Here is a 19,565-nt window from a genome sequence, read left to right as displayed (position 1 = left end):
TTACCGCCAATAGCTTACAGCCTAAAGCTTATTGCCTAAAGCATACAATAATTAACGGATTTTTAGTTTCCAGTTTTTAACTTGCATTTTTTCGATGTGCTGTACTTCGGCAATGCCAAATTCTCTGAAACCTGCTTTTTTGAGTACGTTCTGAGAAGGTAAATTAAAAAATGGGGTATCGGCAATGATGGTTTTTAACGATGGTTCAAGGCTTGCCCAATCTATCAAACAATTGAGGGCTTCAGTAGCATAACCTTTTTCACGGTGCTTACCATCAATAAAATAGCCCACCATGGTTACGCCATCTTGGTCTGGAAATCCAGCAAAACCAATACCACCAATAGAGATATTTTCAGCCACTAAAACTATTTCCCAGTTGGTGTACCAAAAAAAAATGTCAGAATTTTCAGCCGTCATCGGAAGCCAAAAATTAACTAAAGCATCCAAAGTTTCAGCTTTGTCAAAATCGCTAATTTCCCATGTAGATGGATTTAAACCTAATTTTTCTACCATCTTATCTCTACTTTGAATAAACCAAAGCGTCAATAAATCATTATCTAAAGGTATTAATTTTAAGCGCTCAGAATATATTTCTATCATTATTATCTCCACGATTCGCTACATCGTGTGTATTAAAATTAATCAACGATTTGGCAAATCGTGATAAAAACTATGTTTAAAACAATATTAATCGACGATGAAAAACTCGCTATCAATCGCCTCGAAAGATTGCTTGGCAAATATAAGGATACTTTTGAGATAATAGGGCGTGCAAACAATGGAGCCGAAGGGCTTTCGCTCGTAGAAACGCTCCGTCCTGATTTGATTTTTTTAGATATTGAAATGCCTGTCATGACGGGCTTTGAAATGCTTTCACGCCTTACTTTTATGCCTTTGGTAGTTTTTGCTACGGCTTTCGACGAATATGCTATCAAAGCTTTTGAAGAAAACTCAATAGATTACCTCTTGAAGCCCATCGAATATGAAAGGTTGGATAAAACTGTGCAGAAATTGATGCTCTGGCAGTCGAACACGGTAGCCAAAATAGAACAGCCTACCAATCAAGAGAATCTATTCAATGATAATCTACTAAAAATGATTGAGGCAATGAAGCCTAAAAAGGCTATTAGCTCAATTTCCGTAAAAACGGGCAACAAAATTTTATTGATTGATTTACAAGATATTAGCCATTTTGAGGCTGATGATAAATATGTTTTTTTGATTACCCTTGACGGGCAAAAGTATCTAACGAGCTACACGATTTCTATCCTTGCAGAGAAACTGCCTTCTGCTCAATTTTTACAAATTAGTAGAGCGAACATTGTCAATACTCAGAAAATCAAAGAAATAGAAAAGCATTTTAATGGAAAATTTCAAATTACGATGAAGGATAAAGCACAAAGTAAAATGATGTCTGGTGGGACTTTTGGGGAAGCGATTAAGGGTTTGTTTGAGATTTAGCTTTTTTTTGGGACTTGAGGATTTGGGGACTTTAGGACGTGAAGACAAAAGAAGCGAGAATCTAGAGTTTTTTTCGAGACTTTAGGATTGTGGGACTGGAGGACTTGAAGAGAAAAAATATAAGATTTTTTGATTTGGTGACTGGAGGAATTTGGGGAAAATGGGAGTGTTGGAACTGAGATTGATATGCCTTTTATAAAGGGCAAAATATCCAGAACTCTTACCTTTTATAAGGCTTATAATTCTGAATATTCATTTTAAGAGACTTTAATCTTGAAAGAATAACGTTGTTTTAACGTTAGCTTTTTTAGGCGATTTTAAATAATTTCTTAGCATTTTTCTAACTATTTAAACATTATTTATTCTGTCTTCAAACTCTTCACAGGATTCACCAAAGCCACTTTTATTGCCTGATAACTCACCGTCAATAAAGTAATTACCAAAGCTCCAGCACCTGCTACTACAAAAATCCACCAAGAAATTTCTGTTCGATAGGTGTATTTTTGTAGCCATTCGTGCATAAAATAATAAGCAATTGGAACAGCGATAAGGCAAGAAATGATCACCAACACCACTAAGTCTTTTGAAAGTAATTGCCAAAGATTGAGTACAGGTGCTCCTAAAACCTTACGGATTCCTATTTCTTTGGTGCGTTGCTGAATAGTAAATGTAGTTAAACCAAATAGACCAAGGCATGAAATTAGGATTGCCATTAAAGCTGCGTATGCTGAAAGGATTGCAACTCTTTTTTCACCAATGTATTGCTCTTGATAATCTCTATCAAGAAATTCAAAGTTAAATGCAAACTCAGGATTAAAATGTGAATAAAAATCTTGCAGTTTTCTAATAGTTTTCACTTCCGTTCCAGCTTGAATTTTAACAAATATAGTACTTAATGATTGAGGCTCTAAACGAAAACAATAAGGCTTTATCGGCTCATGAAGGGATTGAAAATGAAAGTTTTTTACAACTCCTAATATCTCTTTTCCATTTACAATTTTACCAATCGGATTTTTTATTTTTAAAGCTTCTATTGCTGCTTCATTGTAAATAACTTTATTTAAATCATTTGTATATTCTTTGGAAAACGGACGACCTTCTTTTATTTTTAGTCCCAGAAGCTCTATAAATTCATAATTTATGGCTGAATTATTCATGGGAATTTTGTTTCCCTGCCACTCATGAGTACCTGGCATTCTTCCATCTTCCATCTTATTTATTAAATTTCCCATCATTCCTGAAACCTTTATTACTCCAGGTATTTTTTTTAATTCTGAAATAAAAGCTTCTGAATTTTCCATAACCTTTCCTTTTATCTCAAAAAATATTACATTTTCCTTATCATAGCCAAGAGGTTTCGTCTGCATATATGTTAATTGTTTTGAAACAACTAAAACCACAAAAACAAAAACCATAGAAAGTGAAAACTGAAATATTACTAATCCTTTTCTTGCCCAAAGTTGCCCAACTGATGTATTGAATTGACCTTTTAATACTTTTGATGGGGAAAATTTTGAGAGGAAATATGCAGGATACAATCCTGCTAAAAGAGTAGTTAATATAAGAAGAATTATAAGTGAAATAATCAAATCAAAGCCAAACTTTAATTCAACACTTGCACTAGTAATCTCATTAAAGTATGGTAAAACTTGTTCTACTATTATTACTGCAAAAAATATAGAAATTAAAGTTATAGTAAAAGATTCTCCCAGGTATTGATATATCAGGGTTTCATATTTTGCTCCTAAAATCCTTTTTATACCTGTTCCTTTTAATTTTTTAAATGCTTGTGCAGTTGATAAATTCACAAAATTTATACAAGCAATCACAAGAATTAAAACGGCAATCAATATAAATAAAATCACATATTCTATTCTTCCTCCTACTTGCTTTCCGTTTTCATAAGTTCCAAAAAGATAATTATCTGAATACGATTTAATGAACAGTTTTCTAAGTTTTGAATTTGCACTTTTTGATAGTAATAACTTGCCGATTTTTTCATCTAAATGTACAATGTTAATATTGTCTTTAACTCTAATATATGTTAAGAACGGTGCTTTAGAATCCCAATCTGGCTTTTGTTGCTCTATTCCCATTAAATCTTTGAAGAAATCAAAAGGCATTATAAAGTCGAATTTCTCGGATGCATTTAAAGGTATGTCATCAAAAATGCCAGAAACGATAGCAAGATTTTTTTGCCCCATCATTTCCCATTCTATTGTTTTTCCAATAGCATTCTCATTGGTTTTATAAAGATTTTGAGCCAATGATTTTGAGATAACGATATTGCTTTTATTCGTTAAAACTTGATCAGAATTCCCATAAACCAGTTTATAAGAAAATATTTTGAAAAAATCTTTGTCAGCAAATTTGCCTATTCCATTTAAGGGTTTTCCATCGGAAAATAATGAAAACGTGGGGAAAAAATTTGGAGGTGTTACAATTGTTGCATACTCAATTTCTGGAAATTCTTTTACCAAAGCCTGCGATAAAAAATCTGCTGTCTCACCTGATGTAATTATTTTTCCGTTTTGGTCTTGATGTTCCATTACTTGAAAAATATTTTCAAATCTATAATGAAATTTATCAACAGACCATTGTTGATTCACCCAAAGGTAAATTAATATAATGCTTGATAAAGCTGTTGAGAGGCCAATTAAGTTAATAAAAAATATGCTTTTGGCACGCATGAATCCTCTATAAATTGTTAAGAAATGGTGTTTGAGCATGTTATTAAATTATTATAGTTTATTTCTGTTACTATAGCCATACCCACGGTAAGTCCACCAATATTGATGAAGGAATAAACCTTGTTTCTTACGAGGTTTCGGATTGATATTTTTAGGTAATTGATTAACATAACGTTTGAAGTTGGTTAACCTATCCTTTTTAAGGATAACCAAACTTATGCCAAAAATACAATCAACTGATTATCAATAATTTAAAATAATATAACGAGAGTTGTTGTCCGATTTCGGACAATAGGTGTACGGATTTGAAGAAGAACACTTTAAGACAAAAGAGGCAAGAAGCAAGAGATTTTAAAGACTTCAGGATTTGAGGACTTTAGGACTGGAAGACAAAAGAGGCAAGAATTTTGGATTTTTGAGACTGGAAGAAAAATTAATCACTAACTCACAACTCAATCACTAACTGCCTCACTTAAAAATTCCTTTAGCAATTAAGTAAGGAACAATTAACCAAAGTAATCCTTTGATTAAGAAAAAGAAAAAACCTGCCCAACCTATGCGTTTGAGCCATGCACGAAAGTCTTTTTTGGGTGGAGTCTGATTTGTTTCCAATGTTAATTACGATTTCCAGATTAACGTAAGTACTATTTAATTAGTTTTCACCTCAATGTTTTTTTTGATTCATTGAGGTGAAAAAAACTTTATTTCAATAAATCATCTACAGCATTTTGTACTTTTTCAAAGCCAAATCTTCCTATAACTTCTTGCATCATGGCTGTAATTTGGTCATTACACAAGTTACCAATACTTCCTTCGTGACTGTGTTTTAAATCACGATTAGGTGTATAAGTATTTGAATTGATTTCGTTACCGATAATTTTATAAGCCTCACGGAAAGGTACGCCCTGCAATACTAACTCGTTTACTCGTTCTACCGAAAATAATAAATCATATTTGGTGTCTTCCAGAATACCTTCTTTGACTTGAATATTCGAAAGCATGAAGTAAGTCATGTCTAAACAATTCAGTATCTCATCAAAAGCAGGCATCAATATTTCTTTCAAAATCTGCATTTCACGATGATACCCCGAAGGTAAATTACCCATTACCAACATAATTTCGTTAGGAAGTCCTTTCAAACGATTGGTTTTCCCTCTTAACAATTCTGCTACATCAGGATTCTTTTTATGTGGCATGATAGAACTACCTGTTGTCATTTCATCGGGCAATTTAATAAAGCCAAAATTCTGAGAATTGTACAAGCAAATATCCATTGCCAATCTAGAAAGCGTTGAGGCAAATTGAGCAATGGCTGTAGTAGCAAACAATTCAGTTTTACCACGCGACATCTGAGCGTACACTACATTATAATGAAGGTTGTCAAACCCTAATAATTCAGTAGTCATCGTGCGGTTCAACGGAAAAGACGAACCATAGCCTGCCCCAGAACCTAGCGGGTTTTTGTTGGCCAAACGATAAGCTGTTTGCAACATTTCCATATCATCCACCAAACTTTCAGCATAAGCCCCAAACCACAAACCGAAACTTGAAGGCATCGCAATTTGTAAGTGAGTGTATCCCGGTAATAGCACCTCTTTGAATTTTTCACTCAAAGAAATCAACAATTCAAACAATTGATTAGACGACTCAGCCACTTCTTGCAAACGACTACGGGTGAAAAGTTTTAGGTCTACCAATACTTGGTCGTTGCGCGAACGCCCCGAATGTATCTTCTTGCCAGCCTCACCCAATTTACGCGTAAGCATCAATTCTACCTGTGAATGGACATCTTCAATACCTTCTTCAATGATAAAATCCCCTGCTTGAATAGTCTGATAAATTGCCTTTAGTTCTTGCTGAATTTCAGATAGTTCTGATTTTTCAAGCAAACCAATACTTTCTAACATCTGTGTATGAGCCAAAGACCCCAACACATCAAATTCAGCGAGGAGTACATCAAATTCAGGGTCACGCCCAACGGTAAATTTTTCAATTTTTTCGTTTACCGAAACATTATCTTTTTGCCAGAGTTTGCTCAATTTTTTATCTTTTATAATTCGTTTTAAACCTTAATAAATATCTTTTTTTGATACATCCATCGCAAAATTAGCCATTCAAACAATAAAATGAGTGTTCCTTGCACCAAGGTTTTATAAGGAATCCCAAAAATCATGGCATAATCTTTCCCGAGATGGATGAATAAAGATTTTGCAATATATGAATCTACCGTATGTGCTATGATATAAGCAGCGATAGAATTTGTGCCAATTACTAACAAAAAATAGGCATAGTTTCTTTTTTCAAGGACGTCAATCGTCCAGTAAAAAAATGCCATTAACAGAAAACACCAACCTCCGCTAAAGATTACCCAAGTAGGTGTCCATATTCTTTTTACATTCGGACATATACCTAAGCTATTAATCAATGACCCTAAGGCTAATCCTGCTATTCCTAGCATAATAAATATTCTCAGTTTTTGATTAGCCGTAGTAGTTGATTTCAATATATTGCCAGCCAAAAGTCCAAGAATCATGGTGCCTAAAGTAGGAATAAAACTCAAAGTAACATACCCTCCTCCATTGAAAACAAAAGGATTTTCACGGGGGAAGAGGTTTAAAAACCATTGATCAAAATGTGCAGCAAAATTGCTGTTTTTATTCCAATGAGCAGCAAAACCTTTTAGTAAATGTGGCCAATCTTTATCCACACCAACTGATGAATAATCAAAAGAAGCATCAGGCAGTGGATAAACTGCAAAAGCTAGCCAATAGCCCAAAAGGATGATAATTAAGGCTGTAATCTGTGTCTTTTGTGAGCGGAAATTCAATAGAAACAAGAACGAATATCCTAAGCCTATTTGAGTAAGGGTATCTTCAAATGTGAAATTTGTTTGGTTTCGCCATTGAGAACGAAGAAAAATACCTAATAAAATCAACTTCAAAGAACGCCACAATACATGACCAAATGTCTTGGAAAAACTTCCTTCTTGTTGCAAACGATTAGCCACTGAATAAGGAAGGACTACGCCTACTAAAAAAGAAAAAGAAGGTTGAATTAAATCATGTAACGAACAGCCTATCCATTCTACATGCGATTGATTGAATGCCAGAAATTGCCAAAAAGTACTTTGGGGTAATGCTTCCGAAACTTTTTCAAAACTCAATACCTCAACCATCATTAAAAACATCACAAAGCCACGATATACATCGGCAGCAGTAAGTCTATTGGGTAATAATGATTGAGACATTGTTTGCAGTGTTTATGATTATCGAGCAATGATTACTTCTCCCAACATTTTAATGTATAAATCTATTCCCTCCTCTATTTCTGACAGATAGATAAATTCATCTGCAGTATGCGAGCGACCAGAATGCCCAGGGCCTAGTTTCAGCGACTGGCAGTCTAACACTGCTTGGTCGGAAGTAGTAGGTGAGCCATAAGTGTTTCTCCCCAATTTTAACCCTGCCAGCACAATTGGGTGTTCAAGCGGAATAGAAGAAGGTTTCAAGCGAATAGAACGAGCCTGCGCATCTGATTCAATATGCTGGCGAATAGTATCCAGTGTTTCTTCTAATGAATATTGCTCTGTTACCCGACAGTCAATCGTAAAAGTACAAGTATCAGGCACCACATTATGCTGTTTTCCAGCATTGATAATAGTAACCGACATTTTCATATTCCCTAATACAGGCGATACTTTAGGAAATTCATAATTTTGAATCCAATTAATATCACGCAACGCTCTGTAAATGGCATTATCTCCTTCTTCACGAGCAGCATGACCTGCCTTTCCATGAGCAGTACAATCTACCACCATCAAACCTTTTTCGGCAATTGCCAAGTGCATTTCTGTCGGCTCTCCTACTATGGCGAATGATATTTCGGGCAAATCGTTTTCTTTCAATAATAACTCCAGCCCATTTACGCCTGAAATCTCTTCCTCCGCAGATGCTACAAAAAGGACATTGAAACTTAAATCACTTCTGTGATAAAAATAGCAAAAAGTAGCCAATAAACTCACTAAACATCCCCCTGCATCATTACTCCCTAAACCATATAGCTTATCCTCTACCACGAGTGGTTCAAAAGGGTTTAACGTCCAAGAAGGATTAGGTTTTACGGTATCGTGATGTGAATTGAGAAGTACCGTTGGTAAAGAAGGATTGAAATGTTTGTTCCTTGCCCAGAGGTTGTTAATTTTTCTACGAAAAGGCATATTTCTTTCTCTGAAAAATTCTTCAAGAATATCACCTGTTTGTTGCTCTTCACGGCTAAACGATTGCGTAGCAATCAATTGTTTTAAAAGGGCAATAGCGTCTTGTGTAAGTTGTTGTTGTAAGGTCATATCATTAACTTGGTTTCAGAACCAAGTAGCTTTTTATCCGAATATTGCAAACCGGTTTGAAAGTGCTAAAATATCTTCTTTACGCGCTAATTGATTAATCCACTCAGCTGGAATTTGGTCAAAACCATAATACAAACCAGCCATTCCACCCGTTACAGAGCCAATAGTGTCGGTATCACCCCCTAAATTTATACCCTTTAGGACAGCGTCATGAAAATTGTCGGTCGTAAGAAATGTCCAGAGACTGGCTTCTAATGTATGAAGAATGTATCCAGAAGAGAAAATTTCCTCTTGAGCGAGGTGAAAAATATCATCAAATAAAATTCTATTATAAAGCTCAATTTCAGCGCTTTTTATTTGAATTAAATGCAAGTAATCGCGAACAGTATTTTGGGTTTCGTAATAAGCCTCAAACTTATTTTCTTCTTTTAATAGGTTTATGACAAATTCAACGGCAAAAAAACAACCAATAATGGTACGAACATGTGCATGAGTAATACTAGATACTTCTTTGACCATGCAAAAACGTTGGTCAATAGGCTTATTTTTTAGGTAAAAAGCCAATGGCAGAATACGCATCAATGACCCATTGCCATTCGAATAATCATCACATTCACCAGATTGGTAAGGAGAAACCCCTTTTAATATTTTATCAATAGCATTTCGTGTAGCAATACCAACATCAAAAACAACTTCTCGGGGTGTCCAGACGTTGAATTGATACCAATCACATAAACGCTTGGCTAATTGTTCTATATCGTAGCCTTCTATGAGTTGTTCAGCCAAACAAAGCGACATGGAAGTGTCATCTGACCAAGTACCAGCAGGTTGATGATGCGTACCATATTCACGCATCCCCACTACTGGTTTTGCTTGTAAATGTTTACGACTCATAAACTCTACAGGTACGCCTAAAGCATCACCAGTGGCAATGCCAAAAAGTAGTCCTTTACTGCGCATTATTTGATTTTTTTAGAACTCTTTTAGACTTCATACAAATCCAAATTGGGAATAAAGCTGAAATCTTTTAAGTTATATGTAAATAGTGGGATTCGATGAATCACAGAAGTAGCACCTATAATAGCATCAGGGATTTGTAATCCATGACTCAATTTGAATTTTTCAATCAGAGAAGTTGCCAGTTTCGAGGTTTCTAAATCAATATCTATTACATCAAAATATTTTATTTTCTTTTTCATTTGGGCAAGCTCTGTTTTGTTTCTCATCCCTTGATAAAGCTCCATCAATGTTATTGATGAAATCACGATGTTATCAAAACCTATTTTACCTATTGCATCAATGGTATGCTCTTTACCATTAAAAGCACTTATAAAGATATTAGTATCGCAAAGTACCATCAATTACTCCAAGTTTCTTTTCCATGACTGAGTTCTAATTTCATCTAAATCCCGAGGGTTTTCTTTCCAAATTCCGAACAAACCTTTTGGGTCAATAGACTTATCTCCTTTCGTAATCAAAGGGTTGATTTTCAAGTCAGATGAAATTACGCTGATATTTTCAAATTGGAAAGACTTAAATAATGAAAAAAGCTTTTCCAATTCTGCTTGGGTATTTATCTCAAATGTAACATTCATTATTCCTCGTTTTTATTTTCTTTCGTAAAAATAATTTTTAAATAATGGCTTTACAATGTTTTGAATAAAAAAGGCTAAGTTTTAATATTACTATTGAAGCTGTTTAAACTTTCCCTTTCGGATTAAACTAAGTCTTTTAGAATAGCTTGTTCCAAAATTCACTCAACGTAGCGATGCTATGCTTCACAAATTTTGAAAAAATCAATCCAAAAATACAATACTTTCACCTCAGAAACGGAAAGTTTAAACAGCTTCATTATCTTTTATATCAAGCCCCTACTAGTTTTGTTCCTGCGATACCATCTTTAACGGCCAATTTTACTTCTTTAGCATGGCAAATTGTTACTTGTGCTACTCCATCAGTTAATGCTTTGAAGGCGTTATCCAATTTTGGTATCATCCCTTTGTTGATAGCTCCTTCAGCTTTATAATGCTCATAATCAGCTGGCTTCAATACAGCTATTACAGCGTCATCATCCTCTGGGTCTGACAATACTCCTTTTTTCTCAAAGCAATAAACCAAGTTTACTTCATAGTCCTCTGTCATTGCCACAGCTATTGCTTGGGCTTGTGTATCAGCATTGGTATTCAGCATATTTCCTTCTTTGTCATACGTCAAAGGAGCAAACACTGGCACAATATCTTGGGCTAACAAACTGGCAATGAAAGAGCTATTTATTTTTTCAATATCCCCGACAAAACCATAGTCAATCGTTTTTACTGGACGCTTTTTCGATAAAATCACACCACCATCCGCACCAGTCAATCCAATGGCATTATCGCCAAATTGTTGCATACGTGCTACTAATGATTTATTGACCAAACCACCATACACCATTGTTACGACATCCAACATGGCTTTATTCGTGATTCTTCTTCCTTCAACCATGACGGTTTCGATGCCTAATTTTTCAGCTACTTGGGTGGCTATTTTACCTCCGCCATGAACCAAAATCTTGGGTGCAGGAATATCTGAGAAATCTTTTAGAAACTGTTCACAAAAAGCAGGATTATCAATAACGTTCCCTCCGATTTTTACAACTGTTAATTTCATATTATCTTATAGAAAACGCTTTTGACATTTATCAAGCATTTTCAAAAACAAAAGCTAGAATAAATAAGGACTTTCTTCTTTGATTATTTTAAGTAGAATTTGCTTCAACACTACCTGTGCCGACCATATTCTGTTACCTGCTTGTTGAACTACTACAGAATGATGAGAATCTAAGACGGCATCTTCTACTACAATATTTCTACGAACTGGCAAGCAGTGCATAAACTTAGCATTGTTGGTCAGCTTCATTTTGTCCATCGTCACCATCCACGCTGGGTCTTGATTCAATATTTTCCCGTATTGTTCATAAGACGACCAGTTTTTGGCATAAATAAAATCGGCATCCTTAAATGCTTCTTCTTGATTATAAGTAACCTTGGCATTGCCTACAAATTCAGGGGCAAGCTCATAGCCTTCTGGATGTGTAATCACAAAATCAACATCAGCAGCATTCATCCATTCTGCAAAAGAATTTGGCACAGCCTGTGGCAAAGCTTTTACGTGCGGAGCCCATGTAAGTACTACCTTAGGACGAGGCTTCGTTTTCAATTCCTCAATCGTAATTAAATCGGCTAGCGATTGTAGTGGGTGACGAGTAGCAGATTCCAAACTTACGATTGGTTTACCTGTATGTTTTACAAATTGATTTATTACTTTTTCTGAATAATCCTCTTCACGATTTACTAATGTCGGAAAACTACGAATACCCACAATATCACAGTATTGTCCCACAACTGGAGCAGCTTCTTTAATATGTTCGGCTTTGTCACCATTCATGATGGCTCCATCTTCAAACTCTAAGCCCCAGCCATCCTGTCCAACATTCATTACCATAAGCTCTAGTCCAAGATTCTGAGCGGCACGTTGTGTACTTAAACGAGTACGAAGACTTGAGTTAAAAAACAAAAGACCCATAGTTCTATTTCTACCTAGGTGTTTATCTGCATAAGGAGCTTTTTTGTATAATAGGGCCTCTTTTACAAGTGCTTGTACATCAATGGCATCTTTGACCGACAGAAAATGTTGCATATTTTATAAGCTGATTTAATCTTAGATATTATTTAAATTTCTTCAAGTCTGATTAAGCAGATTAATATTTTTGAAGAAGATTTTGCAAAGTTAATTCAATTGTTAAAATAATGTATGATTTTGTTAAAACAGTTAAAGAACTATTAAATCGTGGGTTTGTAGTGAATAAAGATTAGACTTATTTTGATAAAAACATTTTTATCAAAATTGAGTAGATTAAAAAGTTTTATATTGCAATCGAGCAAAAAAATATGGCGAACCTTAGAAAGAATCGCCATACTGCCACTAACACACCAAAATATAGACTTATACCTTTAAAAAAGATAACAAATCCTATTCCTTAAGAGTACCTACGTAAAAAGTAAGGAAAAGGATGCGCCAAACTCATTTTTTTATTATTTTTTTATGACGCTATAATTACTAATTGCCCTTTAAAAAAACCTCTATATCAATATTGTATTATTTCAATCTTACTATGAAGCTGTTTAAACGTTCCCTTACGGGTTAAACTAAGTCTTTTAGAATTGATTTTTTCAAAAATACAATACTTTCACCTAAGAAACGGAACGTTTAAACAGCTTCATTATCATTTAAGCCTATTTTATCAATAGGATTAGGCATAATCAATTATCGGTAAGAAGAATATTTTCTTAACAAACAATTAGCTCTGTCAGCAACACTTTATCGTTTATTTTTAAAAAATAAAGCAGTAGATTTGACGTTAGGGAAAAGGGAAAAACTAATTGCCTAATATTAAAATCGCTTATTTAGCATATTATTTATGATCTTATCTGTAGATATTTATAGCCGTAATACTTGGTGGAAAGTAGCCTTCTTAGGGTTTTGCTTGATTGTCGGTATATTTTCTTTATACTTTACCGACAAAATCGTTTCTAAGCTTGAAGAACGTGAAAAACAGCAAATAGAATTATATGCTGAATCGCTGAAATATGCCATGACCAGCGACCCGAATCAGGATGTAAATTTTTTCTTTGAGAAAATAAAAAAATCGAATGAGAATAATACCATTCCTATCATTCATAAAGATGGAAACGGATATTTAACTGCTAGAAACATAGAAATGCCTGAGGGCTTAAGCTCTAAAGCACAGCAAACCTTTTTACAGCAAAAACTAGAGGAAATCATCAGAGACGATAATCCACCTATTGAGCTCGACATGACCCTCCACACCGAATATATTTATTATGGCAATTCTCGTTTATTAGATTTGCTTCGTTACTACCCCCTTTTTCAATTAGCGGTAGTATTAGTCTTTGGCTTGGCAGCCTATCTGTTTTTCGATGCGTCACGACGTTCGGAACAAAATCAAGTTTGGGTAGGTTTGGCGAAAGAAACTGCTCATCAATTAGGTACTCCCCTTTCTTCTCTTACAGCATGGGTTGAATATTTCAAAAATGACCCAACTTATGACCCCGAAATCGTTAAGGAATTAGAAAAAGACGTTATCCGATTAGATATTATCACAACTCGTTTTTCAAACATTGGGTCTATTCCAGTATTAAAACCAGAAAACATCATCGAAACAATAGAGACCTTTATGTCGTATTTGCAAAAAAGGATTTCTACAAAAATTATTTTTTCATTTGATAATCAACTTGACGAAAAACAAACCGTTAATATCAATCGCTACTTATTTGAATGGGTAATCGAAAATATCTGTAAGAATGCGGTTGATGCCATGGGGGGCGTTGGCTCTTTAAAAATCACCTTATCTGAAACCAAAAACAATAAAATTGCCATCGACATTAGCGATAGTGGCAAAGGTATTTCTAAACAAAATGTCAGCAAGGTTTTTAATCCAGGCTTTAGTACTAAAAAAAGAGGTTGGGGCTTAGGGTTAACGTTGGCAAAACGTATTATTGAAATATACCATGATGGTAAATTATTTGTAAAACATTCGGAATTAAATAAAGGCACTACATTCAGAATTTTGCTTGATGCTTAATCAGCTTTCTTTTTGCTCTTAAAATGTCTAATTTTGCACGACAATTTAGGCAATTACATTATGCAACAATACTTAGATGCTTTAAATCTCAAGAAGATATTACTTATTGGCCTCTTTTTCAGGGTATTATCTATTATTTTCTCTAAAGGATATGCTTTTACAGACGACCATTATGAAGTAGTTGTGCTTGCACAAAATTTGCTCGACAAAATTGACTCTCCCTTTACACAAGATTTTTTAGTAAATGGTGAAGCCTATCTGTTCAGTTTAATATATCCCTATATCCATTATTTAATTTTTGCTACTTGTGAATGGTTTGGTACAACCAATCCAGAAACAAAAATGTTATTCGCAAGAATCGTCAATAGCCTTTTCTCGTTATTAAGCATTTATTATGGGTATAAACTGACGGAACGACTAAGTAACCGAAAAAATGATGCAAAAATCGTTGGGTTATTGTTAGCTGTATTTTGGGTATTCCCGTTTATGTCGGTTAGAAATCTAAGAGAATTTGTTTGTATTCCTCCTTTATTGATTGCCTGTTATTATGCTGTCAACCCAAAATTAGATAACAAATCTGTTCTCTGGGCAGCTTTTTGGTTTGTCATCGCTTTTGTATTCCGTTATCAAATTGTATTTATTCCTTTTACAATTGGTTTAACTTGGCTGTTGACTAAAAATCAATGGCAAAAAGCCATTCTATTTGGATTCGGATGCATCCTTTTTTATTTACTCACGCAAGGAATTTTTGATTATGTATATTGGGGCAATCCTATTGCCTCTATCAAAGCTTATTTCACGTTCAATGCTGATGCAAAAAATATTGAGATTTACCCTAATGGCCCTTGGCATAGGTATATCGGAACAATGGCGGGCTTAACCTTGGCCTTATCGTCATTAATGTTTTTTGCGGGTTATTTCAAAACGGCAACCCAAGCTGGCAACAGACGAATGTTGTTTTTGGCTTCGTTATTTTTCTTTGCTTTTCACTCTTATTATCCTAATAAACAAGAAAGATTCATCCTGCCTTTTATTCCTTTCTTCTTGATATTGGGGGTAATCGGTTTCAGAGATATTTATGAAACATTGCAAAACAAAGCATGGTTCAGGACTACGACTAAGGTGCTGGTCTATTGGTTTATTATCCTCAACACTATTTTACTTTGTATTCTTTCGGTAACCTACACTAAACGTTCGAGGGTAGAAAGTATGAACTATTTCAGAGAAAAAGGTGATCTTCAGAATTTTGTTGTGCAAAACTTTCAGGCATCGCAACCAGTGGCTATCTTTTATTTAAACAGGCGATTAGACTATTATGATATTGATACCCCTAAAAAACTAGAAGATCTGCCAAACGAGCTTAAATCGGGTAAAAAGGCATATCCCAACTATTTAATTTTAGTGGGCTCGGCAGATTTGGAAGCAAGGCTTGCGATGATGAAAAAAATATTCCCCAACTTACAGCACGATACTGACATAGAACCAAGTTTTATAGATAACATTGCTTACGTTTTAAATCCTTCACACAATCATAACGAGACTTGGTTTATATATAAAATAGTCCGATAGTACTTTTCAAAAATACTTGGACTCAACTATCCTTACATTATTAAAACTAATCAATCTTAAAGCAAATAATGCAAAAATCTCATCAATCAGTTTATTTCCCTAATTTAAATGGAGTTCGATTTATTGCCGCTTTTTCAGTACTCATCCATCATACAGAACAAATAAAATATTTGATGGGTCTTGAAAATTTTTATGATTTCTTTATTTTAAAAAATATGGGAAAGTTGGGCGTAGGTTTATTTTTTGTATTAAGCGGCTTTTTGATTACCTACCTTTTGTTGAGTGAAAAAAATAGAAGAGGAGATATTTCTACGAAGGATTTTTATATCAGGCGAATCCTGAGAATTTGGCCATTGTATTATATCATAGTATTGCTAGCGTTTTTTGTTTTTCCAGAATTTTCTTTTTTCTATGGTCCTTTGGGGAATGACTTTAATTATGATACTAATTTTTATAAAAGACTCCCTTTCTTTTTACTTTTCCTTCCCAATGTAGGTTTTGTATTTTACAGAGCACCCTATTTATGTGCCCAAACTTGGTCTATTGGTATTGAAGAACAATTTTATGCCATTTGGCCGTGGATTATTAAAAGGAAAAATCCTTTAAAATCATTTTTAATCGTAGTATCAGTATTTGTAGCAATAGTAGGAAGTACTTCTTTTTATTTTCTAAAGTTGAGTGATTTACCAGAAGCAACCAAGGCTAAGATTTATGAAAACCTAGCCCTATTTTTTAGTCAGTTTAGAATATTAACAATGGTAATTGGAGGGATTGGAGCCTATCTAGTTTTTAGTAAACAAGAAAAGATTTTATCTTTCTTATTTAAAAAGAGTACTCAAATCATCGTTTACACGATAACAGTATTGATAATTGGGTCAAATGTCTATATCCCGGGTTTCAATCTCGAATTTCATGGCTTTTTCTTTTGCTATTTCATTATCAATGTAGCAGCAAACCCTAATACAATCCTAAACCTAGAAACCCCAATTATTCATTACTTAGGTAAAATTTCTTACGGTATTTATATCTACCATTCAGCCGTTATTGTATTCTGTATCAATGCGATACACTACTTTCTGGGGAATAACCTGAGCCTTCCTGTTTTTAACGTCATTCTATACACGTCAGCCATCGGTTTAACCGTCCTTGTGTGTGACTTATCCTTCCGCTTTATAGAAACGCCATTATTACGTTTGAAAGAAAGATTCAACCGATAAATATTTGATAATCAGAATATTTTGTTAAACTAATATTCTGATTATCAATCATTATGCCCCAACATTGGGCTAGTTTTCTCTAGGAGTATTTTGCATAAGTAATTTACTTTGTAGCTCTATAATTTGTTTTTGCATTTCAATGACATCATCAGCTTTCAATGCAACATAGCCAGCTTCTGATTCTTGCACTACAGACATCGAAGGAATATCTGTTTCACCTGTTAAATAAGCAACTTTTACATTCAATGTTTCCGCCATTCTTTTCAACTGAGAATACTTTGCATCGTTTCTATTTAAAATAGCATGTAAAGTAGCTTCCGTAATTTTTGATTGAGTCGCTAATTGTAATAACGTCATTCCTTTTTCTACAATTAGTACTCTTACTCTGTCCTCAATTCTTTTCATTTGTGTGCTGGGTAAATAATCTAATTCTCAAGAAGTATTAGTATTTATCTTTAATAATTAACGTTGATTTATTATGATTTATTTAATGTAAATTTTGAGTTATACTCATATAACTATAGCTTTGTATTATCAATTTTTTTGATAATTAATACATAAAATCGACCTAGTGCCTAACAAATTTTGTCTAACAAAATTTGTAGGGTACAAATATAAACGCTCTGACATTCGTATGCCACCAAATGACCTAAAAAAAACATCCGAATTACTTAAATGCAGGATAAAAGCTTGCAAAGATTCTTTACCGAATAATTGGAGGCAAAGAATTATCATTATCGCACCTGAGTATGATAGTTTAAAGGGTGCAAGATTAATGGATAATGTTTACAAACTTCGTTCTTCTGACTTACGCCTTACAGAGCTAATTGAAAAAATTGTAGAAGAGATTAATCAAAAAAAGGGGCAAAATCCTAAAAAAATATAGTCTTGATAAAGAAGAGAACAGATTAGTAATGGACAATAAAATTAATCTTGTCACATTTTAAGTATAAACGCTTATTACTAGAAATTGTTTTCAAAATCTTAAATTATTTATATCTAATTATCATTAATTTGCGTTAATGATACTTTTAAGATATAATTATTCAAAAGATTTATCTAGTAATAAGCGTTTTCTAGGAGTATTAAAATTAATAATTAAAATCTTTTATTCCACTAATTTTTCTGTTTTTTTGTCGTGAAAAAATATCACAAATAGAATTAACACTACGGCAGCAATACCAGCAGGCACCATCCAGACAGAAGTCCAATCGTGGACATTACCAGTAGTATATTTTGTCAATACTTTTCCAGAAAGAAACGAGCCGATTCCCATTCCGACACCATAAGTAGCCAATGTAATTAAACCTTGTGCCGAGTTCTTGATTTTATCACCCGCTTTATTATCTGTATAAATTTGTCCAGTAACAAAGAAGAAATCATAACAAACACCATGCAATACAATTGCTAAATATAAAATCCATTCCGATGAAATACCATCACCATAACCAAAACAGATAAATCTGACAATCCAAGCGATAAGACCAACGATTAACATCTTTTTAATACCAAACTTTTGTAAAGCAAAAGGAATCAAAAGCATAAATAATACCTCTGAAGCTTGTCCTAAAGACATCTTGTTCTCTACCTTAGTCATGTGTGATTCCGTAAGTGACAAATTAGCATGAGCATAATAAAATGCTAATGGAATACATACTAAAACCGATGATATGAAGAATATTAAGAAAGATCTATCTTTAAAAAGTACAAATGAATCCGTACCTAAAATTTGCGAAACAGAGGCTGTACCACTAGCTTTTGGAGGTGTATTAGGTAAAGTAAAAGCATAAATACCCCAAGCAATAGAGGTAAACATCGCAATTTGGAAAATCGTTACTTTATCCCCAATCTCATAGTATCCAATAATATTGGTTACTACAATCCAAGCAATCGTGCCCAATACTCTAATAGGAGGAAATTCTTTACCCGGGTCTTTCATCTGATTCATCGCAATAGAGCTAGACAATGCCAAATTTGGTGCGAAAGTCAAGGTATAAGCTAAAATATACCAAAAGAAAGTATCTGCGTCTTTGTTTTGAATTAAGAAATATAAAATAACGGCTCCTAATATATTCAAAACACCCATTACTTTTTGTGCTGAAAAGAATCTATCAGCAATCAATCCTACGAAAAAAGGGGCAAAAATTGAAGCAATTGAAAAAGTAGCGTAAGCACTTCCTATTTGATCACCATTAGCATGTAATGAAGTAAATAAGTACTTACCCATTTGACCGTACCAAGCTCCCCATGTACTAAACATCAGGAACATCATAAACATAAGTTGAATTCTAGTAGTTAATCGCATATTTTGTTTTAGATAAAGTAAGAAAAGTCTAAAATTGAAGATTTTCAAGCAAGTAAATTAATTCATAAATTTATAAATTCTGTCATGACTAACCCTAAAAATACAAACTTGAATGCTAAATAATTAAAAGACAATTAATTATCTAGCATTGTATTTTTCTGACATTTTAAAAAATTTGAAAATATCAAAAAACATGTTTTATTTTTGTCAAACTTTTTTGAATTACTGGAAGGTCATTTTCTGACTTTTTTCATCAACAAAATAATTATCTGATAAAATTCTATAGCGTATAGTAGTGCTCAAAACACTCATTATAGGTACAATGTTTACGGCA

Annotated in this window: 18 protein-coding genes; 5 read left to right on the top strand and 13 right to left on the bottom strand. The window is 33.8% G+C overall.

Annotated features, from left to right (window positions below):
* Nucleotides 1-51: 51 nt before the first annotated feature.
* On the bottom strand, nt 52-600 hold the full coding sequence (locus tag VB264_RS10880) for a GNAT family N-acetyltransferase (protein ID WP_323249262.1): 549 nt from the start codon (nt 598-600) through the stop codon (nt 52-54).
* A gap of 72 nt (nt 601-672) precedes the next feature.
* Here VB264_RS10880 and VB264_RS10875 point away from each other — a divergent pair, with 72 nt between their 5' ends.
* Nucleotides 673-1,461: a LytR/AlgR family response regulator transcription factor gene (locus VB264_RS10875; RefSeq protein ID WP_323249260.1), complete on the top strand. Its 789-nt coding sequence runs from the start codon at nt 673-675 to the stop codon at nt 1,459-1,461.
* Nucleotides 1,462-1,820: 359 nt separating this feature from the next.
* Here VB264_RS10875 and VB264_RS10870 read toward each other — a convergent pair whose 3' ends face one another.
* The 10 genes from VB264_RS10870 to VB264_RS10825 form a co-directional block, all read right to left on the bottom strand.
* Nucleotides 1,821-4,190 carry an ABC transporter permease gene (locus tag VB264_RS10870; protein WP_323249258.1) on the bottom strand — a complete coding sequence of 790 codons (2,370 nt, stop codon included), beginning with the start codon at nt 4,188-4,190 and terminating at the stop codon, nt 1,821-1,823.
* Between the two features lie 429 nt (nt 4,191-4,619).
* Nucleotides 4,620-4,763: a hypothetical protein gene (locus tag VB264_RS10865; RefSeq protein ID WP_323249257.1), complete on the bottom strand. Its 144-nt coding sequence runs from the start codon at nt 4,761-4,763 to the stop codon at nt 4,620-4,622.
* 89 nt (nt 4,764-4,852) lie between these two features.
* Nucleotides 4,853-6,190 carry an argininosuccinate lyase gene (argH, locus tag VB264_RS10860; protein ID WP_323249255.1) on the bottom strand — a complete coding sequence of 446 codons (1,338 nt, stop codon included), beginning with the start codon at nt 6,188-6,190 and terminating at the stop codon, nt 4,853-4,855.
* A 23-nt stretch (nt 6,191-6,213) separates the two neighbouring features.
* Nucleotides 6,214-7,398, bottom strand: coding sequence for an acyltransferase family protein (locus tag VB264_RS10855; RefSeq protein WP_323249253.1), 1,185 nt, complete (start codon nt 7,396-7,398; stop codon nt 6,214-6,216).
* A gap of 18 nt (nt 7,399-7,416) precedes the next feature.
* Nucleotides 7,417-8,496 (bottom strand): M20 family metallo-hydrolase, encoded by a 1,080-nt coding sequence (locus VB264_RS10850; RefSeq protein WP_323249251.1) that lies wholly within the window; start codon nt 8,494-8,496, stop codon nt 7,417-7,419.
* 33 nt (nt 8,497-8,529) lie between these two features.
* The gene (locus VB264_RS10845) at nt 8,530-9,456 is read right to left on the bottom strand and encodes an ADP-ribosylglycohydrolase family protein (protein ID WP_323249249.1); all 927 of its coding nucleotides are present in this window, start codon (nt 9,454-9,456) and stop codon (nt 8,530-8,532) included.
* A gap of 23 nt (nt 9,457-9,479) precedes the next feature.
* A complete protein-coding gene (locus VB264_RS10840) occupies nt 9,480-9,854 on the bottom strand; it encodes a type II toxin-antitoxin system VapC family toxin (protein ID WP_323249248.1) in 375 nt (124 codons plus the stop codon).
* 3 nt (nt 9,855-9,857) lie between these two features.
* Nucleotides 9,858-10,091 carry a hypothetical protein gene (locus VB264_RS10835; protein WP_323249247.1) on the bottom strand — a complete coding sequence of 78 codons (234 nt, stop codon included), beginning with the start codon at nt 10,089-10,091 and terminating at the stop codon, nt 9,858-9,860.
* A 268-nt stretch (nt 10,092-10,359) separates the two neighbouring features.
* Nucleotides 10,360-11,145 carry an acetylglutamate kinase gene (gene argB / locus VB264_RS10830; RefSeq protein WP_323249245.1) on the bottom strand — a complete coding sequence of 262 codons (786 nt, stop codon included), beginning with the start codon at nt 11,143-11,145 and terminating at the stop codon, nt 10,360-10,362.
* Nucleotides 11,146-11,199: 54 nt separating this feature from the next.
* Nucleotides 11,200-12,174 carry an N-acetylornithine carbamoyltransferase gene (locus VB264_RS10825; RefSeq protein ID WP_323249243.1) on the bottom strand — a complete coding sequence of 325 codons (975 nt, stop codon included), beginning with the start codon at nt 12,172-12,174 and terminating at the stop codon, nt 11,200-11,202.
* A 781-nt stretch (nt 12,175-12,955) separates the two neighbouring features.
* On the opposite strand from VB264_RS10825, the gene VB264_RS10820 reads away from it, so the two are divergent.
* The 3 genes from VB264_RS10820 to VB264_RS10810 all read left to right on the top strand — a co-directional run bounded on the left by VB264_RS10820 (nt 12,956) and on the right by VB264_RS10810 (nt 16,926).
* Nucleotides 12,956-14,140, top strand: a complete 1,185-nt coding sequence (locus VB264_RS10820; RefSeq protein WP_323249242.1) for a sensor histidine kinase — start codon at nt 12,956-12,958, stop codon at nt 14,138-14,140.
* 60 nt (nt 14,141-14,200) lie between these two features.
* Nucleotides 14,201-15,709, top strand: coding sequence for a glycosyltransferase family protein (locus VB264_RS10815; protein ID WP_323249240.1), 1,509 nt, complete (start codon nt 14,201-14,203; stop codon nt 15,707-15,709).
* A gap of 68 nt (nt 15,710-15,777) precedes the next feature.
* Complete coding sequence (locus tag VB264_RS10810) at nt 15,778-16,926, top strand: acyltransferase family protein (protein WP_323249238.1); 1,149 nt, start codon at nt 15,778-15,780, stop codon at nt 16,924-16,926.
* Between the two features lie 69 nt (nt 16,927-16,995).
* On the opposite strand, the gene VB264_RS10805 is transcribed toward VB264_RS10810, so the two are convergent.
* On the bottom strand, nt 16,996-17,331 hold the full coding sequence (locus tag VB264_RS10805) for a helix-turn-helix domain-containing protein (RefSeq protein WP_309912211.1): 336 nt from the start codon (nt 17,329-17,331) through the stop codon (nt 16,996-16,998).
* A 229-nt stretch (nt 17,332-17,560) separates the two neighbouring features.
* Here VB264_RS10805 and VB264_RS10800 point away from each other — a divergent pair, with 229 nt between their 5' ends.
* The gene (locus VB264_RS10800) at nt 17,561-17,812 is read left to right on the top strand and encodes a hypothetical protein (RefSeq protein ID WP_309912213.1); all 252 of its coding nucleotides are present in this window, start codon (nt 17,561-17,563) and stop codon (nt 17,810-17,812) included.
* 222 nt (nt 17,813-18,034) lie between these two features.
* Here VB264_RS10800 and VB264_RS10795 read toward each other — a convergent pair whose 3' ends face one another.
* Nucleotides 18,035-19,231 carry a nucleoside permease gene (locus VB264_RS10795; RefSeq protein WP_323249236.1) on the bottom strand — a complete coding sequence of 399 codons (1,197 nt, stop codon included), beginning with the start codon at nt 19,229-19,231 and terminating at the stop codon, nt 18,035-18,037.
* Nucleotides 19,232-19,565: the final 334 nt, after the last annotated feature.

The sequence above is a fragment of the Arcicella aquatica genome, from assembly GCF_034928825.1.
Taxonomy (GTDB): domain Bacteria; phylum Bacteroidota; class Bacteroidia; order Cytophagales; family Spirosomataceae; genus Arcicella; species Arcicella aquatica.
The sequence above is the reverse complement of the archived record's forward strand: the minus strand, read 5'-3'. Positions and strand labels throughout refer to the sequence as shown.